Genomic DNA, 18,675 nt, shown 5'->3' on the forward strand with positions numbered 1-18,675 from the left:
GGTGGTCAGCGGGCGCTCCACCCCGGGCGAGGTCACTTCGAGGACATAGCTCGCAGTGTCGAGGTCATCGAGCAGCTCGGAGGCTACCCGGGACAGCCGCGCGACCGAATCGAGGTCCAGCCCGTCCTCGCCGTCGGCGACCACCGTGATCCTGGGCGGACGCGCGGCAGCGTCGACAAGAACGTCCTCGATGTCGAACCCGGCACGCGCGAACTCCCCATCGAGCAGTTCAGTCACCTGTCGTTGCGACGGTAATCCCGTAGACCGCTCCGCCACGGCGAGCTCCTCGTCTTGAGTTGTCCGGACACGGCGTGCAGGGACTTCTGTGCTGCAAGGACTTCATGCGAACTACTCCATGCGAACTACTCCATGCGAACTACTCCATGCGAACTACTCCATGCGAACACAGTCCCCGACACCCGCGACTCCACGATACGCCGGTGTCGGCGTGCCGAATGGCGATAATCGGCCACCACTGCAGGCCGACACCGAACTCGGTCGGCCCGGGCAGCCCCGCGGGAATGGCAGGATGTTGCTCGTGCAGACCCGCCCGCCTTCCGTCAGCCGTCGACGCGTGCTCGCCGGGGCCGCCGCTCTGGTCGCTCTCGGCGCAACAGCGGTGACATCAACGGCCTGCGGCAGCACCCCGCCCCCGGAACCTGATCTCGACGATCTGACGACAGCCCTCGACCTCGCCCGGGCCGACAGCCAGTTGGCCGCCGACGCCGCTACCGCTCGCGGGTCCATGGTGGACGAGCTCTCCGCGGTCGCCGCCGAACGATCCGCGCACGCCGACGCCCTCGCCGACGAGATCGTGCGAATGACCGGCCAGGCTGCCCCGACCACCAGCGTGACCAGTACAACCACGACGGCGGCGTCGCCACCACCAGCGGTCCCGCCGGTACCCACAGTCGCCGACGTGGTGGGTGCGTTGCGGGCATCGGCCGACAACGCCGCGCAGGCAGCGGCGACGCTGTCCGGTTATCGCGCAGGGCTGCTGGGGTCCATAGCCGCGGCATGCACGGCGTCCTACCAGGTGGCGTTGACCCCGCAGGGAGGTAATCGGTGACTTCTCCAGAACCGGTCGCGCCGACTCGCCCGAGCAACGCCGCCGACGGGGCCTTGTTCGACGCGATCGCCACCGAGCACGCGACCATCTACGGATACGGCATCGTGTCGGCGCACTCGATCCCCGAGGTCAACTACCTCGTTTCGGCGGCCATGGCCCAACACCGGTCACGCCGGGAGTCCGCGATCGCGATGCTCGCCGACGCCGACATCGAGGCACCGCTACCCGCGGCGGGGTATTCGCTGCCGATGGAAGTCGACGCTCCCACCGATGCCGCCAAACTCGCGGTGACCATGGAGCAGGACTCGGCCACGGCATGGCGGGCCGTCATCGAGCAGGCGACCGATCAGAGTCTGCGGGCGTTCGCGGTCACCGCGCTGACCGACAGTGCCGTCACGGCGGCGCGCTGGCGCCGCGTCAGCGGCGACCCCACCATCACCGTGGCGTTCCCGGGCGGTACCGAATAGTCCCGATACTCAGCATGGGTTCTGATGCTCAGCCGCCCCGGGCAAGGCTCAACGCGGCACGGAACTGCTCGACGGTGGCCAGTTCGGCACTCACCGGCGCGGCAATGTACTGCTCGGCGACTTTCCCGACCTCGACCCGAAGCGCGGCGCGGGCGGATCGGGCCGCCCGGGTAGCGCTGGCTCGTGCCAAGAACCGGCCGAGGCCGGCCAGGACCGCGCCGCCGAGCAGACCGACGATGAGCAGGAGCGTGGGCACGGGGAAACCGCCCACCGTGCGTGCCCGGGGTACGTCGAACTGCAGGTACTGCAGCCCGGCCAGGCCCAGCAACCACAGTCCCGAGGCCACCGCGAGCGCGAACAGTGCCCACTGCAACGCCCCGAACACGCCCCACCAGCGTGGGTCGCGCGGTGCGATCAGTGGAGCTCGGGTAACGGCCTGGTCCAGATGGTCGGTCAGGGCCGTCGATGCCCGATCCACTACCGCGCGGGTGCTCTGCACCCACGCCTGCGGTGCTCCCACGCTGGCTTTGTCGGCGCAATCCATCACCGCGGTGTCGGCGCGCGCCCTGGCCACCGGATCGTTGGACGGCAGCGACGATCGCACCAGGCGCGGGTCGACGCCGGGGCGTTCGAGTCGCAGTTGCGCCACCGGGTCCTTGCGCAAGCGGGCGACCCATTTCAGCGGTGGCCACCCCACCGAGTGCACTGCCCTGCGTTGACTGGATTTCTCGATCGCCGCCGCGATGACGGAGGCACCGGCGGCCTCGGTCAAGGTGTCGGTCAGCCGCGCCACGTCAGTGGAGGCGACACCGGCAACCGGTGTCCCCGGGTCGTCGGCGGCCTGAGCCAGCCCGTCGGCAGCCGTCGCGACGTCAGCAGCCAATCTGGCGACCGCTGTTCGCCGACCGGCGGCCGCGGTCAGGATCCGATCGGCGAGGCTCTCCAGACCTTCGCCGCTGCGGTTGGACGTGGCCAGAACAACGGCATCGGACAGGCCATCCTCGGCCACCAGACGCCTCAGGTGCGACAGACACTGCTGGGCATCTGAGACGGTCAGCCTGTCGACCTGATTGAGCACGACCACGGTGACTTCGTCGTGACGGGAGAATCGACGCAGGTACTGCTCGTGCACCAGGGCGTCGGCGTACTTCTGCGGATCGAGCACCCACACCATCAGATCAACCCGCTCGACGAAGTGATCCACCTGAGCCCGGTGCGAAGACTGGGTGGAATCATGGTCGGGCAGATCGATGAGCACCAGTTCGGCGAGTGCTTCGGCCCCGCCTTCGGCGACATGCCATCGGGTAACTCCCAGCCACTGCAGCAGTGCGACCGTCTCCGGACTCTCCCGCCAGATCGCCGCCAACGGCTCGGATGTGGTGGGCCGCAGCACGCCTGCCTTGGCTACCTCCTCGCCCACGATGGAGTTGAACAGAGTGCTTTTGCCCGCACCGGTGGAGCCCGCGAAAGCCACCACGGTGAGTTGTTCGGACAGCCCGCGCCGCGCCTGGACGCGGTCGGCCAACGCCCGAGCCTGCGCCACCGGCGATGCCGGCAGCCGCCCCTCAGCGAGACCCGCGGCCGCGGCCAGGCCGGTAAGCCGGCGGTCCAACGCCGCCGCGTCGATGTCAGTCACGGGCTCGGTACGCAGCGGGTTCAGCCGTGCGAGCAGATCTTTCATCATGAGCCGTTCATCCAATCCCGCAAGGACTGACGCCACTTCTTGCGTGGCGCGGCCGCTTTCCCCGCCGCTGGTGGGCTGGCCGGCAGCACCGCTCCCGCATCTTCGGCATGTCGTGCCCGTTGTATCTGCTCCGCTGCGGCGTGCAGACGGGCGGGCAACTCGGGATCGAGTTCCAGTGCGTCCAGGCGTCCCAGGAAGCGACCTTTCTCATCAGCCATCAGCCCGTCGACGCGGTCCCGGAGTTTCTCCAGAGCGATCGCCGACATTCGTCGAACTCCGTCCTCACCGAAGACCGCTTCGAGCAACTTCTGAGCCAATACCGAGGATCCCCCGGCAATACCGATCTCTGCGCCGGAGAGACCACCGGTTGTCGAGAACACGGCAACCATGAGCGCGAGGGCCACGACGTTGACCCCGTAGGCCATCGCCCGCGCGGTCTGCCGCTTGTCGGCTCCCTCTGTTCGGATCATGTCCAGCAGGTCGTCCTGCCATGCCCGGACGAGCGTGGCGGCGCGGTCGGCCACATCACCGGAGGCGCGCGCGAGGTCGGAACCGGCGAGCAGCGCCCGCCCGGCGTCGTCCTCGCGCCATGCGAGATCGGTGCGCCGCGAAGCGTCATTCGCGGAGTCCACCAGCAGAGTCGCCAGACTGGACTCGATGGCTTCACTGACCCGTTCCGGCGGCGGGGGCCCGCCCCGAACGGCCGCGCTGATGCGATCCCGCAGGCGGCCGACGCCCTCTTCCAACCGCTTGAGCAACTGGCCGGTCCCCACGAACTCCTGCCATCGGGCTAATACCTCACCACGCATGAGCGAACCGTCCGAGGCAGCTTCTTCCAGCGCCGCGGCAGCCCGGGCATAGGGCTGGTCCACCGCCGCGCGCAATCGATCGGCGGTATTGCACTGCAGCGCAACGGCATCGGCGATGCCGGGCATATCAGAGATGATGCGACCAACGGCACCGTCGACGGTGCGCCGAGCCACCGCCGCGCGCATCGACGCATCCGCGACGAGATCGTTGAGCCACGTCTGGAGCTCTGCCACACGATCGGCCGGAAGCATTCCGTCGACCAACGGCGACTCGGGAACAACAAAAAGCGGGGCGTTTCCCAGGCGTTCCTCGACCAGCAGCTGCCGCAGATGGGTGGTCACTTCAGTCATGGCCTCGACGGGCACGCGGTTGAGCACGATCACCACCGCGGCGTTGCGGTCGACGGCCGCCCGCAGCGCCGCCCACGGCACTGCGTCGGCGTATCGCGCAGCAGTGGTGACGAAAATCCACAGATCTGCCGCCGCCATCAACATGCCGGCCATCTCGCGGTTGGTTTGGGACACCGAGTCCAGGTCGGGGGCGTCGAGCAGGCCCACGCCGATCGGAACCTCCTCGACGGCGAAAAGCCTCAAGCCGAACACATCGTCGGTGCCGCCGAGCGCAGTTCCGCCGGTGATGCGGGGCAGCCGAGGCAGGATCTGGTCGGAGGCGAACCGTACGGTGTCGGCCGGGTTGTGCGCGAGGACGGGGTGACGGGTCGTCGGACGCAGCACACCCGGCGTCGTCACCGGCTTGCCGACCAGGCAATTGACCAGGGTGGACTTACCGCTTCCGGTGGAGCCGCCGACGACGGCCAGCAGCGGCGCGTCGGCATCGCGAAGCCGGGGCAGGATGTAGTCGTCCAACTGGTTGGTGAGGTTTCCCACCGATGACCGAGCCTCGGCTGAACCTGGAACGAGCAAGGGTATCCGCACCTGCCCCAGGACCTCGCGCAGTGACTCCAGCGGCGACAGCAGCGATCCGGACACTCGTACATCCTGCCGCAAGTACCGCCCCGGGGACCGTAAGTCGGGTTCGTCTCCTTCCGCCGGTGACGCGTGCGCCGGCGAGCGGGACCCGGTAGCGCTAACCGATAGCTGTGCTTATCGCGCCGGCGGCGTCCTCGATGGGGACTTCCCGCTTCTCACCGGTGAGCCGGTCACGTAGTTCGACGACACCGTCTGCCCACCCCCGCCCCGCCACAACGATCCACGGCACCCCGAGTAACTCGGCATCTTTGAATTTCACGCCTGGGGACGCCTTGCGGTCATCCAGAAGCACCTCGACGCCGAGCCGGTCCAGCTGGGCCGCCAGCTCGGTGGCCCCGTCGCGGGCGGCGCCGTCCTTGTTTGCGATCACCACGTGCACGTCGAACGGCGACACGGCCGGCGGCCAGCGCAACCCGAGCTCGTCGTGATGCTGCTCAGCGAGCACGGCCACCAGACGCGACACCCCGATGCCATAGGAGCCCATGGTCAACCGGACCGGCCTGCCGTCCTCCCCGAGCACGTCGGCGCTGAACGCATCGGCGTACTTGCGGCCAAGTTGGAAGACGTGACCGATCTCGATGCCCCGTGCCGCGACCAGGGGCCCGGCGCCGTCAGGAGAGGGATCCCCCTCGCGGACTTCGGCTGCCTCGATGGTGCCGTCGGGGATGAAGTCGCGGCCCGCAACTAGTCCGACCACGTGGCGACCCGGCTCGTCAGCCCCGGTGATCCAGCTCGTGCCGTCGACGATCCGCGGGTCGACGAGATAGCGAACCCCGTTGGCCAGCAATCCCTTCGGTCCGATATACCCCTTCACCAGGAACGGATACTCGGCAAAGTCGGCGTCATCGAGCATCGCGTACTCGGCCGGCTCCAGCACCGCGCCGAGGCGCTTGTCGTCGACCTCGCGATCGCCGGGCACGCCGATGGCGAGCAGTTCCCACTCACCGCCGGGCCGGCGCACCTTCAGCAGCACATTCTTCAGCGTGTCCGGGGCGGTGATCTGGCGCCCGAGCCCGGCGCCGTTGGCCCAGTCGACCAGAGTGGCGATGGTCGGGGTGTCCCCGGTGTCGTGCACGACCGGTTCGGGCATGCCGTCGACAGGCAGCGCTTCCGGCGCCGCGGTGATCACGGCTTCGACATTGGCGGCGTATCCGGACTCGAGACAGCGAACATAGGTGTCCTCTCCGACCTCGCTCTCTGCCAGAAACTCCTCTGATGCGCTGCCCCCCATGGCGCCCGACACTGCCGAAACGATGACGTAGCGCACCGCCAGCCGGTCGAAGATCTTCTGGTACGCACCGCGGTGCGCGTGATAGGCGTTCCCCAGGCCGGCGTCGTCGATGTCGAAGGAGTACGAGTCCTTCATGATGAACTCGCGCCCCCGCAGAATGCCCGCCCGCGGTCGCGCCTCGTCACGGTATTTCGTCTGGATCTGGTAGAGCCGCAGCGGAAAGTCCTTGTAGGAGGAGTACTCCCCCTTGACTGTCAGCGTGAAGAACTCCTCGTGGGTCGGCCCCAGCATGTAGTCGTTGCCGCGCCGGTCCTTCAGGCGGAAAACGCCGTCGCCGTACTCGGACCACCGGTTTGACGCCTCGTAGGGGCCACGCGGCAACAGCGCCGGGAACAGGATCTCCTGTCCCCCAATCGCGTTCATCTCGTCACGGACGACGGCCTCGATCTTGCGCAGCACCTTCAACCCCAGCGGTAGCCAGCTGTACAGGCCGGGGCCGATAGGCCTGATGTAACCGGCCCGGATCAATAGCTTGTGGCTCGGCACCTCGGCGTCGGCCGGGTCCTCCCGGAGAGTGCGCAGGAAAAGCTCGGACATGCGGGTGATCACAGCCGACAACCTTACTGACTGCGCTGACCTTCCAAGTCGTCCCCTCGCCGCGCAGTCGTACCTCAATCCAGGGATGGGCAGGTGTAGCCGGGACAGTGCTGGCCTGAGGCGGTTATTTCTGGCTGTGAGCAGCGGGTATCGACTGGTTTGCCGAGCTTTTCCGGTGCACTCAGGCTGGGCCTGCTCGGCCAGTGGTCGCCCGCGTAGCCCGGACCTCGGGCGACGGTGTTGGCGGCACCGCGGAGCAAGCCGGCGGCGCGCGCCACGTTGTGGGCGGTGGGTGATGTCGTCGTGGCCCGCGGGCTGGTCGACAGTGATGAAAAGGGAACGGCTGATGGCCAATTCGCTGTGTTCATGTTGCCGTGTTCAAGTTTACGCCCCGAGCTCCTCGGCGCCATCTTCGCGTAGGTCGCCGCGCATCAACTTTCCGCTGTCGGTGAGCGGCAGCGTCGAACGTAGGTGAATACGGACGGGAATCTTGTACGCGGCGATCTGTTGTGCGAGGAACTCTTTTAGCTGGTCGACCGACGTCGAACCTTCAGAGCGTGGCACAACGAACGCGACCGGAACCTGGCCCTCGTCGGGGTCTGGCACTCCGATGACGGCGGCCATCGCTACTTCAGGATGCCGGCCTAGCGCGCTCTCAACCTCGCCGGGCGTGATCTTGGAGGTGCGTCGCACAATGATGTCTTTGATTCTGCCCGTGAACCACCACACCCCTTCGGGGTCTCGCTCCCCGAGGTCACCAGTGCGAAACCAGCCGTCTTTCAGCGTGGCGGCGGTGAGCTCCTCATCTTTCCAGTACTCCTGCATGACCATCGGCCCCGCGACAAGCAGCTCATTGGTTGTTTCCTCGACTCTCAGCTGGGCGCCGCCGACTGGTCGTCCAATACAGCCCTGCCCGGCAGTGCTGGGTTCGCGCTGCACCGTCAGCCAGATGGCCTCAGTCATTCCGTATCCGACGCCGATCGGTAACCCACTGCACTGAAGGAATTCGCGCTGCACCCCCGCCGGGACCGTGTCTCCTCCCACGTAGACCCCGCGCAGCGAGGTAAACCAATCCCGGCACACCCCGGGCAGGCGCAGTAACTGGACCAATACGTCGATGTGCGTACAGATCAACGTGGGGCGATTAGCGGTCAAAGCCTGCGCATAGCGCCGGATGTCGAAGCCAGCGTCTAGCGCGACGGTGCCCCCCGCGAGCAGGGTTGCAAACGTCGCGATGAATCCACTGACATGCACCAGCGGTTCGAAAACCTGCACAACGTCATCAGATTGCACACCACCGAGCGCCTCCGAGGTACTAGTCAATATCGCCAGTGCGGAACGGTGAGTGTGCACCACCCCTTTGGGGCGGCCGCTGGACCCGGAGGTGAAGAATATGACTGCCGGAGAATCCGGGGCGATGTCTGGCATGGAGCTCGCGGTCAAGGCGGGCCGGTCGACGATCGCCTCGTACGAGTCCTCGGGTGGGGTGGTCAGAGATGCGATCTGACCAACCGTGATCACTCTGATTCCGCACAACACCGAGTCATCGACAGCGCTCAGCAGGGAACTCTGAGTCACATCTGTCACCAGCCAGCGAGGACCAGCTCTTCGTAGTGCGTTTTCCAACTCAGGCGCCGAATAGCGGGTATTCAGCGGAACTGCGATCACACCGGCGGAAAAGCATGCGAGATAGCAGGTCACCAATTCGATCCCGTTGGGCAGCAACAGTGCCACGCGCTCGCCGGACAACCGATCCGCGCACATCGCTCGGGTCAACGCATCGGTCACTGCGCCGAGGTCGCCGTAACTCCACCTGCTGCCCTGATAGGTCAGCGCCGTCGCCACGTCGCAGACAGATCCTCCCCCGAGCAGTCGGCTCAGCTCAACCACAGCGCCATTGTTCCTACCCCCACGCGCCGTGGTCGTGAATTCGGCGAAACGGAAGCCAAGACAACGGAAGCCAACACAAGGCCCTGTGCCAACCGATTCGAGCCCGATCCCCGCGGTCGTCATCGCGGCGATCACCGGCCAGGTATCGCCTTGTCGAATAGCCGAATGCGCTTGTTCACGCTTCTCTACGAGGCAGTTATGACCGGACGCACTCGATGACGATCGCAGGTGGGTAGTTCAAGTAATCGTCCCAGTAGTCGCCCTCGTCACCGGCTTCGGGGGCAGGGGAGAGTTCGGGCATGTGGACGACGAAATCGCGGAAGCCGGCATCGTGAAAGGCGGATTCGTATGCCTCGATCGGCAGGTAATAGTTCTCGATGACAAGGGGGGCATCGTCGAGGAATGCCGTCAGTTCGATCGGCGCTCCGTCGTAGGCGGTGTCGGCCAGCTTTATCTGGAATCCGTACTTGCGGTAGTCGGGCACCTGTTCAAACGCGTAGAGACCCGGGTTGGTGGTGATGGTGACGAACCGGCCGCCCGACTTGACGCGGCACGCCAGGCCACGACACATCCTGCCGAGTTCATCTCGATCTCGCGCATAGACCAAAAGGTAAGCCGCGACGGCGATGTCGAAATCCTGTTGCACCGCGGTCGCGCGCGCATCGGCGACCGAATACTCGATGCCCAGCGGTTCGCGGGCCTCCTGCTCGCGGGCCAGGCCAATCATTTTTTCGGAAATGTCGAACCCCACCGTGGGATCGGCGCCCGCACAACGCAAGATGCGGGTGTAGTCCCCCGCCCCGCACGCGACGTCAAGGACCTTCCTACCCTTCACGTCGCCGATGTGCTTCAGGAATGAATACGCCTCAATCCGGGACCGGACGGGTACTTGCTTGGTCTTTTCGTACTGCTCGGCGGTATCGCCCTGGCTGTAATCGATGACCATTACGGTCCCCAGTCCTGATCGGTGCGCATCGGGAATTCAGCGCGGTACGTTAGCTTACGTACCGCAGCTAACGTACCGCGCAAAAGGCATGAGCGGGCCTCGCACAGAAACCGACCTGCGCTGAGGCGGCCGGGCTACGCGGGCCGCGTCGAGGCCCATCGGCATCTTCGACTCGTTTGGCCGCCTGTCCGTCAGTTGATGAGCTAGAGGTCTCCGGCGTCGATCGCGTCCTTGACTTCCTGCGCGTGCGCCACCTGCTTAGCGGTATAGCCGATGAACAGCGCCGCACCGCCCACGAGGACCGCGACCGCCGCGACCCACAACAAGCCGTAGGAGTAGCCCTGATCCAGCGCGTGCAGCTGTGCATCGTTCATGTTCTTCACCGGGCCGGTCGTTCCGCCCAGGTACAGGGTGCGCGACGTGATGACCGCCTGGATGATCGCCAGCACGACCGGCCCGCCGAGGCTCTGCAACATCAGCGCGATCGCCGACACCGGACCGATCTGATCGAAGCCGACGCCGGCGATGGCCGACACGGTCAGCGGCACCACGATCATGCCGATGCCGAAGCCGCCGACGGTGATGGGGAGCACGAGGTTCGGGAAGTAGGGAATGCCGGCGTCCAGCGTCGAGCCGTAGAGCATCGCCGCCAGGACCAGCACACCGCCGGCGATAACCAGCACCCGCGGCGGGAACTTCGACACCAACGCCGAGGACAGGCCCAGGCCGATCCCCAGCGCGATGACGAACGGGATGAATCCGATGCCCGCCCGCAGCGCGCTGTAACCCATGATGTCCTGGACGTAGAGTCCGATCAGCACAGTCAACGTGAACATCACGCCGCCGGCGAGGAAGATTGCGGCGAACGTGGCAACCCGGTTTCGGTCGTGGAACAGATCGAACGGCACAACCGGGTTCTCGGCCGTGCGTTCGACGAAGAAGAACGCGGCCATACAGGCCAGCGCCGCGATGCCGGACCCGATCGTCACCGACGAAATCCAGCCCTGCTCGGGCCCCATCGAGAAGGCGAACACTGCGGCGGTGCAGCCCATAGTGGCCAACAGCGCACCCGCGGCGTCGAGCTTGAGCCGCTCCTTGTTGGTCTCCCGCAGCGTCTTGCGGGCCAGATAGATCATCACCAGGCCGATCGGCACGTTCACCATGAACGCCCACCGCCAGGACACCTCGGTGAGCGCACCGCCCACCACCAGGCCCATGACCGAGCCGATGCCCGTCATCGCCGCGAAGACCGCCGTGGCCGCGTTGCGCGCCGGACCCTTCGGGAACGTCGTGGCGATCAGCGCCAGACCGGTCGGCGAGGCAATGGCGGCACCCACGCCCTGCAGCAACCGGGCGGTCACCAACGTAGTTTCGTCCCAGGCGATTCCACACAGAACGGACGCGATGGTGAACAGCGCGACACCGACGATGAAGGTGCGCTTGCGACCGATGGTGTCACCGAGGCGACCACCCAGTAGCATCAACCCGCCGAACGTCAGGACATAAGCGGTGATGACCCAGCTGCGGCCGGCGTCGGAAAGGCTGAGCTCGTCCTGAATCCTCGGCAGCGCCACGATCGCAACGGTGCTGTCCATCGTGGCCAGGAGCTGCATCCCGCCGATCGCGATGACCGCGGCGAAGAAGCGGCGCGAGGGAAGCCAAGCCGGAGCCTTGCCGGGTCGTGGCGCGGCAGCATCGCCGGCGCCGTCAGCCAAACCAGCGGTATCAGCGGGCAGTGCTCGATTCGAGCTGCGCCTTCCCCAGCTTCCCGCATCACGGTGGATGGCGGCACGCTCGGCGTCATTGAGAGCCGTCATGCGAAGTTACCTTACAGTACTCTTAAGAATCCTTTAACCCGCGAAACCCGCGACCGCGCCGATCACGATGATCGCGGGAGGGCGGATACCGTCCGAACGGATGCGCTCTGGCGCGTCGGAAAGCGTTGCCAGCAACGTCCGCTGTGAGGACGTGGTGCCGTGCTGGACCACCAGAACCGGGGTATCCGCAGGTCGGCCGCCTGCGAGCAAGACTTTGGCAAACAATTCGATCCGCTCAACCGCCATCAGCAACACGATCGTGCCCGTCATGGCGGCGAGCGCATCCCAATTCACTAACGATTCGGGGTGCTCAGGGGCAAGATGGCCGCTGACCACGACGAACTCGTGGGTGATGGCCCGATGTGTCACGGGAACTCCGGCAAGTGCAGGAACGGCTATGGCACTGGTCACACCCGGCACCAGAGTGACCGGAATGCCCGCATCCGCGCACGCAAGGACCTCTTCATAGCCCCGCGCGAACACGAACGGGTCACCGCCTTTGAGTCGGACGACGAACTTGCCCGCCTTGGCTCTGTCTATGAGGACATCGTTGATCGCCTCCTGCGCCATCGCCCGGCCGTAGGGGATCTTCGCGGCGTCGATCACCTCCACGTCCGGTGACAGTTCGGCGAGGAGTTCCTGCGGCGCGAGCCGATCGGCGACGACCACATCGGCGTGGGCCAGAAAGCGTCGACCGCGAACAGTGATGAGTTCGGCATCGCCGGGCCCACCGCCCACCAACGCCACGCTGCCGGGCGATACGCCGGGCGTTACCTGGCTATCCCTCGCGATGAGACCCTGCTGCAGCGCCTCGTGGATCGCCGAGCGGATGGCAGCCGACCGGCGGTGCTCTCCACCCGCCAGCACCCCAACCGACAAACCTTCGTACTCGAAGGACGCCGGTGTGACGGCAGTGCCCTCGCGCGCCACATCGGCACGCACACAGAACACATGCCTGCGTTCGGCTTCGGCCACCACAGCGGCGTTGACGTCGGGATCGTCGGTGGCCGCGATCACGTACCAGGCGCCTTCCAGATCGCCGTCACGAAATTGGCGAATCGTGAGCGTGATTCCGGCCTCCTCCCGACTCAAAGCTTCGACAGCAGGGGTGGCCTTCGTGGTGATGACGTGTACGTCGGCGCCGCTGGAGACCAGAAGCGGCAGGCGTCGTTGGGCGACCGTCCCTCCGCCCACGACGACGACCAGCTTGCCTGCCAGCCGCAGGCCCACCAGATAGACGTTGTCGGTCACCCGGCGAGCTTAAATGTTGAGGCGGCGGTGATGAAGCGACCGATTGCCCGTGGGTGGGCGGCGGGATGGGTGTGAAGGTAGCCGGCGTGCACCCCACCCTGGACCGCACCGTCGTCGACAGCCCCGCCCGAGCGGCCGGTATACCGCCATGCCGGTCGCGGGGCGCTTGCGAAATGCACCTTGGTCCGGTGAAATTCGTGGCCGACCACACGGTCACCCAGGGCGTGCAGCGACGAATCTGCCACCGCGACCGCGTCGCGATACCCCAGCGTCAGCATGTCGGAGAATGACGCCGATCCCGACAGCACTCCGCACATCGGATGCCCGTCAAGGTCATCGACCAGGTAAGTCAGTCCAGCGCATTCGGCGTGGATCGGTGCGCCGCGTGCGGCCAGCTCATTGATCTGCCCGCGCGCCAGTTCGTTGGCCGACAGCTCGGCGCCGAATTGTTCGGGGAATCCGCCCGGCAGTACCAGCGCTGATGTTCCGGACGGCAACGGGTCGTGCAGCGGGTCGAAACCCACGACGCGCGCCCCCGCCGCCCGGAGCATCTCGCCGTGTTCGGAGTAGCCGAAGCTGAACGCCTTGCCCCCGGCCAGCGCCACGGTCACCGGGCCGTCTAAAGGTTGGACCAGGAGCGGTTCAGCCACCTCCGGCGTCCACGGGTTGTCGAGGACCTTGCCAACCGCCACCGACACCACCGCGTCCAGATCGACGTGGCGGGCGACCAACGACGTCATCGCTTCGACCGCGGCGTCGGCCCGGTCGCCATGTTCCACGGCGGTGACCAGCCCAAGGTGCCGCGATGGCACCGTCAGCTCGTCAGCGCGGGGAATGGATCCCAGTACCCCCACCCCGGCCTGCGCACATGCCTGGCGCAGCACTTCGTCATGTCGCGCGGATCCGACGCGGTTGAGTATCACCCCGGCGAGTCGCACGCTCGGGTCATACGTCGCGAAACCGTGCAGCAGGGCTGCGACGCTCTGACTCTGTCCGCGTGCGTCGACCACCAGGATCACCGGTGCGCCGAGCAGCGAGGCGACATGCGCGGTGGAGCCCCGGGCAGTGCCCGACGCGATGTCAGTGGCGGCGCCGATGCGCCCGTCGAACAGGCCCATGACACCCTCAATGACCGCGATGTCAGCGCCCTCGCTGCCGTGCCGGTACAGCGGACCGATCAGGGGGTCACCGACGAGCACCGGGTCGAGGTTGCGGCCGGGCCGACCCGAGGCGAGCGCGTGATAGCCCGGGTCGATGAAGTCCGGACCCACCTTGAACCCCACCACCCGGCGACGGGCCTGTCGCAGCGCACCCATCAGACCCGTGGCAACGGTCGTCTTTCCGCTGCCCGACGCCGGTGCGGCGATCACGACGGCCGGTACGCTCATCCGCTAGCCCACGAGCCCCGCGAGCGCGCGTGCTTGCACACCGACGCGCCGCGGTAGCTGTCATTTCGCGCTCTCTCGCGCAGATCGTGGGTGCGCGCCCTCACCATCGCTCTCCCCATATCGTTACCACTCAATACCCTTCTGGCCCTTGCGACCGGCGTCCATCGGGTGCTTCACCTTGGTCATCTCGGTGACCAGGTCTGCGGCGTCGAGCAGCTTGGCGGGTGCGTCACGGCCGGTGATGACCACATGCTGGACACCGGGTCGGGTGCGCAGCGCCTCGACCACATCCGCCAGGTCCACCCACCCCCACTTGAGGGGGTAAGTGAACTCGTCGAGCACATAAAAGTCGTGGCGCTGTTCGGCCAATCGACGCGCGATCTCGGCCCACCCGTCGGCAGCCGCGGTCGCGTGATCGGTCTCGGTCCCGGATTTGCGTGACCACGACCACCCGGCGCCCATCTTGTGCCATTCGACCGGTCCGCCCACACCGCGCTCCTCATGGACCCGCCCCAGCTCGCGCAGCGCAACCTCCTCTCCGACTTTCCATTTGGCGCTCTTGACGAACTGGAACACCCCGACGTCGAAGCCCTGGTTCCAGGCCCGCAAGGCCATCCCGAACGCAGCGGTCGACTTACCCTTGCCCGGCCCGGTATGCACGGCCAGCAACGGAGCGTTGCGCCGCGCCCGGGTCGTCAACCCGTCGCGGGGAACCGTCAGCGGTTGACCCTGAGGCATCGCATCACCCAATTCAGCACTCTGAGGTTCGTGACTCTGAGGTTTGTCACTCTCAGGCCGCACCCTGGTCGGCCTGCACCTTGACCAGACCGGTCAGGCTGTCGGCCCGAAGCTGATCCAGCCGCACCGATTCGGCATTGAGATGGCTGGCCAACTCAGCTGCCAAACCCAGTCGCACATAGGCTGTTTCACAATCGACAACGACGGCCGCCGCGCCTTCGGCGACCAGCCGGGCTGCCGCGATGCGGGCACGGCCGAGCGGGTCGGGCCCACCGGTCGCGCGGCCATCGGTGAGCACCACCACGAGGCTGCGGCGCGCCCGGTCACGGGCCCGCTCCCGCACCACCATGTCGCGGGCCGCCAGCAGTCCCTGCGCCAGCGGCGTTCTGCCGCCGGTGTCGAAGCGGGCCAACCTGCGGCCGGCGATATATACCGACGAGGTCGGAGGCAGCAACACCAGCGCGTCCTGCTGGCGAAAGGTAATTACCGCTACCTTGTCCCTGCGCTGGTAGGCGTCACGAAGCAGAGACAATGTGGCACCGCTGACCGCCGACATCCGGTCGCGGGCGGCCATCGAACCCGACGCGTCAACGACGAAGATCACCAGGTTCCCTTCGCGTCCTTCTCGCACGGCACCTCGGACATCGCCGGGGCCGGGACGTAGTCGACCAGGGCGGGTCTTCCGTCCCGCTGCAGCCAGCAGCGTCGCGAACAGGTGTACGCCGTGTCCGGCTTCGGGTTCGGTCGCCGCGACGACCCTGCCGGTGCGATTGCGTGCACGCGATCGCCTGCCCGGTGCGCCCTGGCCGACCCCGGGAACGACGAGGGCCTTGGTGCGAAACTCCGTCGACGGTGCTGCACTCGCCCGGTTCGGGGTTCCCGGCGACGTCGACTTCTGTGGCGCTGCCTGGCCATCAGCCATCCCACCCGGCAGCGATTCGCCGCCGCCGGATGGGTCGGGATCGGGCTCGGGCTCGGGTTCGGCTCGGTCGTCGGCCGCCTCGCCGGCCTGCTCCATCGCATCGTCGAGGCGGTCCTGATCCAGACCCGGGTCGTCGAACGGATCCCGGCGGCGACGGTGGGGCAGCGCGAGTTCGGCGGCCACCCGGATGTCCTCTTCATCGACGGTGATTTTTCCCGTCGCTTCGCTCGCCCCGGTGATTTTCCCCGTCGCTTCGCTCGCCCCGGTGATTCTTCCCCGCCACGCAGCATGGGCCACGGCGGTGCGCGCGACCACCAGGTCGGCGCGCATACCGTCGACGTCGAAAGCCGCACACAACGCTGCGATACGGCGTAACTCGTTGTCGGGCAACACCACATCGGGCAGGACTGCACGGGCTTGGGAAATGCGGGCAGCGAGTTCGGCATCGGCTTCGGCGTACCGCTCGGCGAAGCTCGCCGGATCGGACTCGTAGGCCAGGCGGGCACGAATCACCTCGGCCCGCACGTCGACATCGCGGGAGGCCCGGACGTCGACGGTAAGCCCGAACCGGTCGAGCAACTGCGGACGCAACTCCCCCTCTTCGGGGTTCATGGTGCCGATCAGTACGAACCGGGCGTCGTGGCTGTGTGACACCCCGTCGCGCTCGATATGCACTCGGCCCATTGCCGCCGCATCCAGCAGGACATCGACCAGATGGTCGTGCAGCAGATTGACCTCGTCGACGTACAACACGCCTTGGTGCGCCCGGGCCAGCAGGCCTGGCGAGAACGCATGCTCGCCATCACGCAACACTTTCTGCAGGTCAAGCGACCCGACCACCCGGTCCTCGGTGGCGCCGATCGGCAGTTCGACGAGCTGCCCGCCACCTCCGCCGGACACCTCGAAAGCCTTGGTCAACACCTGCGCCAGACCGCGGACAGCGGTCGACTTCGCGGTGCCCTTCTCTCCCCGGATGAGCACTCCTCCGATGTCTGGTCGCACTGCGCACAGCACCAGCGCCAACCGGAGCCGGTCGTGGCCCACCAGGGCGCTGAAGGGGAAACCTGCTGGAGAGGAATCGGGCGCATGTTTGGCTGGCGAATGTTTGGATGCAGTCACAGCCTCACCATCGGAATATGCGGTGGCATCCCGGTCCTGGCCCAGCCGCGCCGCGACGCTGCCGTCATCGTTCGGCTGCTGTCATGCGGTGGCTGCAGTGGAGGAATGCTCGGGGTCGGCGATCGACCCGTTGCCGGAGGTGGCCGGGGCGCCACCGGCGGGCTCATCGAGCTTGAGCACTTTGGTTCCATGCGCCCAGAGTTTCTCGAAAAGCGCTGGCTCGCTGGCTAACTCGGTGCCCAGCGACGGAACCATCTCCTTGAGCTTGGGCAGCCAGCCTTGGTACTGGTCAGGAAAGCAACGCTCCATCACGTCGAACATCGCGGGCACCGCGGTCGATGCGCCCGGGGACGCGCCGAGCAGGCCGGCGATGCTGCCGTCGGCCGCCGACAACACGGTGGTGCCGAACTCCAGCACGCCGCCCTTGCCCTTCGCCTTCCGAATCACCTGGACGCGCTGCCCAGCAACGTCGAGCACCCAATCGGAATCGACTGCGCCGGGGGCGAATTCACGAAGCGCGTCCACACGAGCGCCTTCGCTCAGCAACAGCTGGCTAATGAGGTACTTCAGCAGTCCCCCCTCGGTGAGCCCCACACCCAGCATCGACACCAGGTTGTTCGGCTTCACCGACAACGGCAGGTCGGTGATCTTGCCCTGCTTCAGGAACTTCGGGGACCACCCCGCAAACGGACCGAAAAGCAGCCAGGACTTACCGTTGATCACCCGGGCATCCAGGTGCGGCACCGACATCGGTGGGGCGCCCAGCGGCGGCAAGCCGTACACCTTGGCCTGATGGGCTGCCGCGAGCACCTGGTTGCCGGTGATCAGGAACTCGCCACCCACCGGGAAGCCACCGAATCCCTTGGCCTCCTTGATGCCCGCCTTCTGGAGCAACGGAAGGGCACCACCGCCGGCACCGACGAAGACGAACTTGGCGTTGAACTTGCGGGTTGCCCCGGTGCGCCGGTTGACGACCTTGACCGTCCAGGTGCCGTTGGACTCCTGGCGCAGGTCACGCACCTCATGACCGAACAGCGTCGCCATGCCCTGCTCTGCGCCGAACCCGATCAACTGCCGCGAGAGCGAACCGAAGTCGACGTCGGTGCCCTCCTGCGTCCAGTTCAGCGCCACCGGGTCGGAGAAATCGCGATCGTGGGCCATCAGCGGCAACCGGCGGGTGAACTCATCGCGATCGTCGATGAACTCCATCGTGGCGAACAGCGGATTGCCGACGAGCGCCTCGTAGCGCCTCTTGAGATAGTCGACGTTCTCCGCCCCGTGCGCGAAGCTGACATGCGGTATCGGGTTCAGGAAGTTACGCACATCCGGCAACACCCCGTTCTCGACCGCGTAAGCCCAGAATTGCCGCGACACCTGGAACTGCTCGTTGACGTGGACTGCCTTGGTGATGTCGATGGAGCCATCGGTCCGCTCCGGCGTGTAGTTCAGCTCACACAGTGCCGAATGGCCGGTTCCCGCGTTGTTCCACGGGTCGCTGCTCTCTGCAGCCGCGCCGTCGAGACGTTCCACCAACGTCATCGACCAGTCGGGCTCCACCAAACGCAGCAGCGCACAGAGGGTGGCGCTCATGATGCCTGCACCTACCAGCAGGACGTCGGTCTTCTCTGGTTCAGACACCTTGTACTGGTCCTTCGTGGTCGCTGCCCGTTGATCACGGCTTACCGGTGTTCAGGTTATCCCGACACGGTCGCTCACACCGTGCAGACCGCCACACACGGCTCCTGGACCCCGCTGTT

The 18,675-nt window shown here is 66.6% G+C and carries 14 protein-coding genes; 2 read left to right on the forward strand and 12 right to left on the reverse strand.

Features of this window, described 5'->3' with window-relative positions; translation table 11 throughout:
• Positions 1–276, reverse strand: a 276-nt coding sequence (gene rimP, locus ACPGXI_RS10025) for a ribosome maturation factor RimP (RefSeq protein WP_526652359.1), incomplete at its 3' end; no start/stop codon positions are given.
• Between the two features lie 253 nt (positions 277–529).
• Here rimP and ACPGXI_RS10030 point away from each other — a divergent pair.
• Together ACPGXI_RS10030 and ACPGXI_RS10035 are read left to right on the forward strand one after the other, a co-directional pair.
• A complete protein-coding gene (locus ACPGXI_RS10030) occupies positions 530–1,069 on the forward strand; it encodes a hypothetical protein (RefSeq protein WP_526652435.1) in 540 nt (179 codons plus the stop codon).
• Positions 1,066–1,536, forward strand: coding sequence for a ferritin-like domain-containing protein (locus ACPGXI_RS10035; RefSeq protein WP_526652361.1), 471 nt, complete (start codon positions 1,066–1,068; stop codon positions 1,534–1,536). The genes ACPGXI_RS10030 and ACPGXI_RS10035 overlap by 4 nt, the downstream gene beginning before the upstream one ends.
• Positions 1,537–1,564: 28 nt before the next feature.
• Here ACPGXI_RS10035 and ACPGXI_RS10040 read toward each other — a convergent pair whose 3' ends face one another.
• The 11 genes from ACPGXI_RS10040 to mqo all read right to left on the reverse strand — a co-directional run bounded on the left by ACPGXI_RS10040 (position 1,565) and on the right by mqo (position 18,556).
• Positions 1,565–3,220 (reverse strand): GTPase, encoded by a 1,656-nt coding sequence (locus ACPGXI_RS10040; protein ID WP_526652363.1) that lies wholly within the window; start codon positions 3,218–3,220, stop codon positions 1,565–1,567.
• Complete coding sequence (locus tag ACPGXI_RS10045) at positions 3,217–5,019, reverse strand: GTPase family protein (RefSeq protein WP_526652365.1); 1,803 nt, start codon at positions 5,017–5,019, stop codon at positions 3,217–3,219. The genes ACPGXI_RS10040 and ACPGXI_RS10045 overlap by 4 nt, the downstream gene beginning before the upstream one ends.
• A gap of 97 nt (positions 5,020–5,116) precedes the next feature.
• On the reverse strand, positions 5,117–6,859 hold the full coding sequence (locus ACPGXI_RS10050; protein WP_526652367.1) for a proline--tRNA ligase: 1,743 nt from the start codon (positions 6,857–6,859) through the stop codon (positions 5,117–5,119).
• Between the two features lie 372 nt (positions 6,860–7,231).
• A complete protein-coding gene (locus ACPGXI_RS10055) occupies positions 7,232–8,737 on the reverse strand; it encodes a class I adenylate-forming enzyme family protein (protein WP_526652369.1) in 1,506 nt (501 codons plus the stop codon).
• 196 nt (positions 8,738–8,933) lie between these two features.
• Positions 8,934–9,683 carry a class I SAM-dependent methyltransferase gene (locus ACPGXI_RS10060; RefSeq protein WP_526652371.1) on the reverse strand — a complete coding sequence of 250 codons (750 nt, stop codon included), beginning with the start codon at positions 9,681–9,683 and terminating at the stop codon, positions 8,934–8,936.
• A 203-nt stretch (positions 9,684–9,886) separates the two neighbouring features.
• The gene (locus tag ACPGXI_RS10065; RefSeq protein WP_526652373.1) at positions 9,887–11,500 is read right to left on the reverse strand and encodes an MFS transporter; all 1,614 of its coding nucleotides are present in this window, start codon (positions 11,498–11,500) and stop codon (positions 9,887–9,889) included.
• A 33-nt stretch (positions 11,501–11,533) separates the two neighbouring features.
• Positions 11,534–12,751, reverse strand: a complete 1,218-nt coding sequence (gene cobA, locus ACPGXI_RS10070; protein ID WP_526652375.1) for a uroporphyrinogen-III C-methyltransferase — start codon at positions 12,749–12,751, stop codon at positions 11,534–11,536.
• Entirely contained in the window at positions 12,748–14,139 is a 1,392-nt protein-coding gene (locus tag ACPGXI_RS10075; RefSeq protein ID WP_526652377.1) for a cobyrinic acid a,c-diamide synthase CobB, read from the reverse strand. The genes cobA and ACPGXI_RS10075 overlap by 4 nt, the downstream gene beginning before the upstream one ends.
• A gap of 123 nt (positions 14,140–14,262) precedes the next feature.
• Complete coding sequence (gene cobO, locus ACPGXI_RS10080; protein WP_526652379.1) at positions 14,263–14,877, reverse strand: cob(I)yrinic acid a,c-diamide adenosyltransferase; 615 nt, start codon at positions 14,875–14,877, stop codon at positions 14,263–14,265.
• Between the two features lie 52 nt (positions 14,878–14,929).
• Positions 14,930–16,918 (reverse strand): magnesium chelatase subunit D family protein, encoded by a 1,989-nt coding sequence (locus ACPGXI_RS10085; RefSeq protein ID WP_526652381.1) that lies wholly within the window; start codon positions 16,916–16,918, stop codon positions 14,930–14,932.
• 81 nt (positions 16,919–16,999) lie between these two features.
• Positions 17,000–18,556: a malate dehydrogenase (quinone) gene (gene mqo, locus ACPGXI_RS10090; protein WP_526652383.1), complete on the reverse strand. Its 1,557-nt coding sequence runs from the start codon at positions 18,554–18,556 to the stop codon at positions 17,000–17,002.
• Between the last annotated feature and the right edge of the window lie 119 nt (positions 18,557–18,675).

It is taken from the genome of Mycobacterium sp., from assembly GCF_049608025.1.
Classification (GTDB): Bacteria; Actinomycetota; Actinomycetes; order Mycobacteriales; family Mycobacteriaceae; genus Mycobacterium.

Excerpts from the sequence above, each read along its gene's own strand:
- ACPGXI_RS10030 (WP_526652435.1), top strand. The coding sequence starts at position 530 with ATGTTGCTCGTGCAGACCCGCCCGCCTTCCGTCAGCCGTCGACGCGTG.
- ACPGXI_RS10065 (WP_526652373.1), bottom strand. The coding sequence starts at position 11,500 with ATGACGGCTCTCAATGACGCCGAGCGTGCCGCCATCCACCGTGATGCG.
- cobO (WP_526652379.1), bottom strand. The coding sequence starts at position 14,877 with ATGCCTCAGGGTCAACCGCTGACGGTTCCCCGCGACGGGTTGACGACC.
- ACPGXI_RS10040 (WP_526652363.1), bottom strand. The coding sequence starts at position 3,220 with ATGATGAAAGATCTGCTCGCACGGCTGAACCCGCTGCGTACCGAGCCC.
- ACPGXI_RS10075 (WP_526652377.1), bottom strand. The coding sequence starts at position 14,139 with ATGAGCGTACCGGCCGTCGTGATCGCCGCACCGGCGTCGGGCAGCGGA.
- ACPGXI_RS10060 (WP_526652371.1), bottom strand. The coding sequence starts at position 9,683 with ATGGTCATCGATTACAGCCAGGGCGATACCGCCGAGCAGTACGAAAAG.